This is a genomic window from Paenibacillus sp. 2TAB19, assembly GCF_052115185.1.
Taxonomy (GTDB): domain Bacteria; phylum Bacillota; class Bacilli; order Paenibacillales; family Paenibacillaceae; genus Pristimantibacillus.
In genome coordinates, this window is the sequence record NZ_JBFRGE010000170.1 from 1 (window position 1) to 3,190 (window position 3,190).

The 3,190-nt window shown below is 38.9% G+C and carries 4 protein-coding genes; 3 read left to right on the plus strand and 1 reads right to left on the minus strand.

Features of this window, described 5'->3' with window-relative positions; translation table 11 throughout:
* The first annotated feature begins 164 nt into the window (after positions 1 to 164).
* Complete coding sequence (locus AB4Z33_RS30610; RefSeq protein WP_442053517.1) at positions 165 to 389, plus strand: hypothetical protein; 225 nt, start codon at positions 165 to 167, stop codon at positions 387 to 389.
* Between the two features lie 460 nt (positions 390 to 849).
* Here AB4Z33_RS30610 and AB4Z33_RS30615 read toward each other — a convergent pair whose 3' ends face one another.
* Entirely contained in the window at positions 850 to 2,118 is a 1,269-nt protein-coding gene (locus AB4Z33_RS30615) for a carboxylate--amine ligase (RefSeq protein ID WP_442053518.1), read from the minus strand.
* A gap of 186 nt (positions 2,119 to 2,304) precedes the next feature.
* On the opposite strand from AB4Z33_RS30615, the gene AB4Z33_RS30620 reads away from it, so the two are divergent.
* Together AB4Z33_RS30620 and AB4Z33_RS30625 are read left to right on the plus strand one after the other, a co-directional pair.
* A complete protein-coding gene (locus tag AB4Z33_RS30620) occupies positions 2,305 to 2,652 on the plus strand; it encodes a YfjL-like protein (RefSeq protein WP_442053519.1) in 348 nt (115 codons plus the stop codon).
* A gap of 197 nt (positions 2,653 to 2,849) precedes the next feature.
* Positions 2,850 to 3,190, plus strand: a 341-nt coding sequence (locus tag AB4Z33_RS30625; RefSeq protein ID WP_442053520.1) for an aldo/keto reductase, incomplete at its 3' end; no start/stop codon positions are given.

The following is a 3,190-nucleotide window of genomic DNA, read 5'->3' on the forward strand; positions in this document are numbered from 1 at the left end:
CCTTCTATATCACTTCGATTTTTCACTTCTGGGCTAACATCGTCAGGCAGTCCCTTTGGTAACGCAATAGTCTCTTATTTGCGATACTAGCGGATGTAAGAAATCATTATGATATCCATCCTATTGCGTTACCAAAGGGACTGCCTGACGATGTTAGCCCAGAAGTGAAAAATCGAAGTGATATAGAAGGTGAGGATGCACATACCAGAAGTTGGCTTACTTTAAAAGAACTTCTCGAATATGATTGGCAACAAAATTTCGAGGATGACAATGATGAAATTTTTCATCTAGAGGCGATGGTAATTCCTTTTGTGGATGAGTTTATCCCCCGTTTAATTAAAATTGACGAGCCAGAAAATATCCGTMTGGTCTTTTGGTTTGATAATTAGTACAACTCATTATACTAACGGGCTAGAGATTAATAGATTGGTGGAAAACATTATTCTGGGGTTTATAGAAAGAAATGTGCGTCGAATGAAATTCAAATTTTATAATGACACTGGAAGACTAATCAGTATTCACCCTGGTACGGAGATAAGCGGCATTAAGTGTGATATGGACAATATTAAGCCATTTGAAATAAGGACATTTCTGCTTCCTACTGGAACATATCCGTGGGTGAAATTATGGGATTATGGTGAAGAACGGGGTTTATCAATTTTAGTGTCAGCTCAAGTTGATGATTAACCTAAAGGTGAATGACAGATCAACAAAAACAAAAAGACAACCGTCCAGAAATGACCGGTAGTCTTTCTTCATCTACATCAAATTAACTATATATCTATGGTAGTCCATGATAATTATATTTAGCTTATCGGCATAGCTGCTTCAGTTGGCTATCGTTTCTTGTTATCGTTCCGAGCGGTCTTGATCCACAAATAAGGCTTGTTCTTTATCGAAATAATATCGCCGATAGTTGTTGATGTGTCCAAAAAAATAGCGCGAGACACTAATAATACGCTTCACATTTAGGTCTTTGTTGTACCAAAGTGAGCGGATCACTCTTTTCTGCTTATAAAGCTTATCGATTTCGATCGACAACGCCGGATCGGTGACGTAGCGCTTCAATACCATTTTCGGTACGTTAGTCCATAATGCGGTAGCTTGACCGTATTTGCATTCGGTGTCTTCGCCGTAAACGACGTGACTTATGAGCGCTGTTATCATATTCAACCCGGCCCCCTGTACGAACAAACTACTTCTACCTAATCGCGGGTTGATTTCGAACATCATGTATTTGCCCGTCCTGCTGTCGAACTTCATGTCGATGTTGGAAAATCCAACATAACCGACTTTCTCCAAGAATGCCTTAACCTTCTCATATATGTCCATATCTGAGCGGCTAATGATAGCGGCGTAGTTACCTATCGTATTCGGCGCATATTCTTCGAGCACAGGCTGACCGAGACACATCATTTTCACGTTCCCACTATCATCGGAGTAGCTGTTGATCACTCGCATTGCGCTATCGCCTCCGGGAATAAACTCTTGTATGATCAGTTTGCCATTATAGCCGGATGTATTCATGTTGCTGATCATCGCTAAATATTCTTCACGATTGTTAAAGAAGAACACTTTCTTTTTGCCTTTGAAGTAACAATGAAGGTATTCATAGGCATTACTATTCTCAGGTTTTACAACAATCGGAAATTGAAATTCTATGCGTTCCAAAGCATTTTCACGTTCATGCGGCTCACAAACAAGCGTCCTTGGATAGTCTAAACCGAATCGATCGCACAGTTCATAGAACTTGTCTTTAGTATCGAGCGTTTCCAACAACATGTCTGATAGAAAATGATTTGCTATCAATCCATTAAATTTGCCATAGTGGCGCGACAACATCCCGGCATAGTAATCAGAACAAGGAATGACGATCAGTTTCTTGTTCGAGGAGGCATATTTCTCCAAGATGGACAACAACGCGCCGGGGAAAACATCTTCTTGGTCGAAATGATCGATTTGGATAAGATCGAATAAGTTGCTGTGTCTGGTTGGAATCAACAGTCGAGTACAAACCAGGAGCGGTTTGATCTGATAGGTTTCATGGATAAGTCTGACGTTGCCATAGGCATTCTCATCACTGCCAAGTATTATCGCTATAAAATCATTAGGATTCATACTTTCTCCTCGTTCAATAAATTTTTCGTTCTTTGCTCTTATTATAGCTTAGTCTCAGCATCAAGAAGCCTATMTATTTCTACAATAGTCTCCTGTATAGCACTTCGCCATCATCTTCGATTTTCGGGTACTTAGTAAAGATAGTACTATTGTAATGTTCTAACAACACCTAGAATACATAATGACATGTTTAACGGGAGCGTGATAACTTTGAGGTTTCTGTCAAAGCTACTATTAATCGTTGTTCTGATAGGTGCAGGATATCTAGTGTTTTTTGTATACTCCTTGGCTTACGGCAGTCCATTTCAAAAATATAACTTTAAGAATGAAGCAATTCAGTATTTGAAAAAGACTTACCCTGACGAAAAAACGAAATTACTTGATATTGAGTACAGCTTCAAATGGTCTAATGGAGATCATGATTACTTCGAAGCTCATTTTTATTTTCTTAACKACAACTCTCATAAGCAATATACCGTTTATAAAATCAATATGAATACAGAATTAGACGATAATTTCCGCGATCCGATGTGAAATTGTTTGTTGAGAAACACTTTTTTTATATATACTATTACTCAATTAACGATATCTTAATATCACCAACCCGGTAACAGAATGCCCAAGGAGCAGAACAGCCTTAGTGGTTCTGCTCCTATATTTATTTTTGTTGAAGTAACTGGCAGTTTAGTTCAAACCTTGAGAATGTAATGAAGCATTCCAGGATTCCGCCGATGATTAATCAAATCGAGACTCATCCGGAGTTTCCACAGAACGAATTGCACGAATATCTCGCTCGGCATAGGTTACATGAGGCCTGGGGACCATTGGGGCAAGGAAATAAAGCGTTGCTTGATCGTCCGGAGTTGGCCAAAATAGCCTTTCATCACAATAAGTCGGTGGCTAAAGTCATCTTGCGTTGGCATTTACAAAGGGGGGTTATTGTGATTCCAAAATCCTCAAACTCACGAAGAATAAAAGAAAATACTGAGATATTCGACTTTGAATTAACAGAAAAAGAAATAGAAAAAATAGATCGATTGAATACGGGCAAAAGGTATTCGGTCAATCCGAT

What these genes read in the sequence shown, in the direction of transcription:
- AB4Z33_RS30615 (WP_442053518.1), bottom strand. Translation starts at nt 2,118, where the DNA reads ATGAATCCTAATGATTTTATAGCGATAATACTTGGCAGTGATGAGAAT.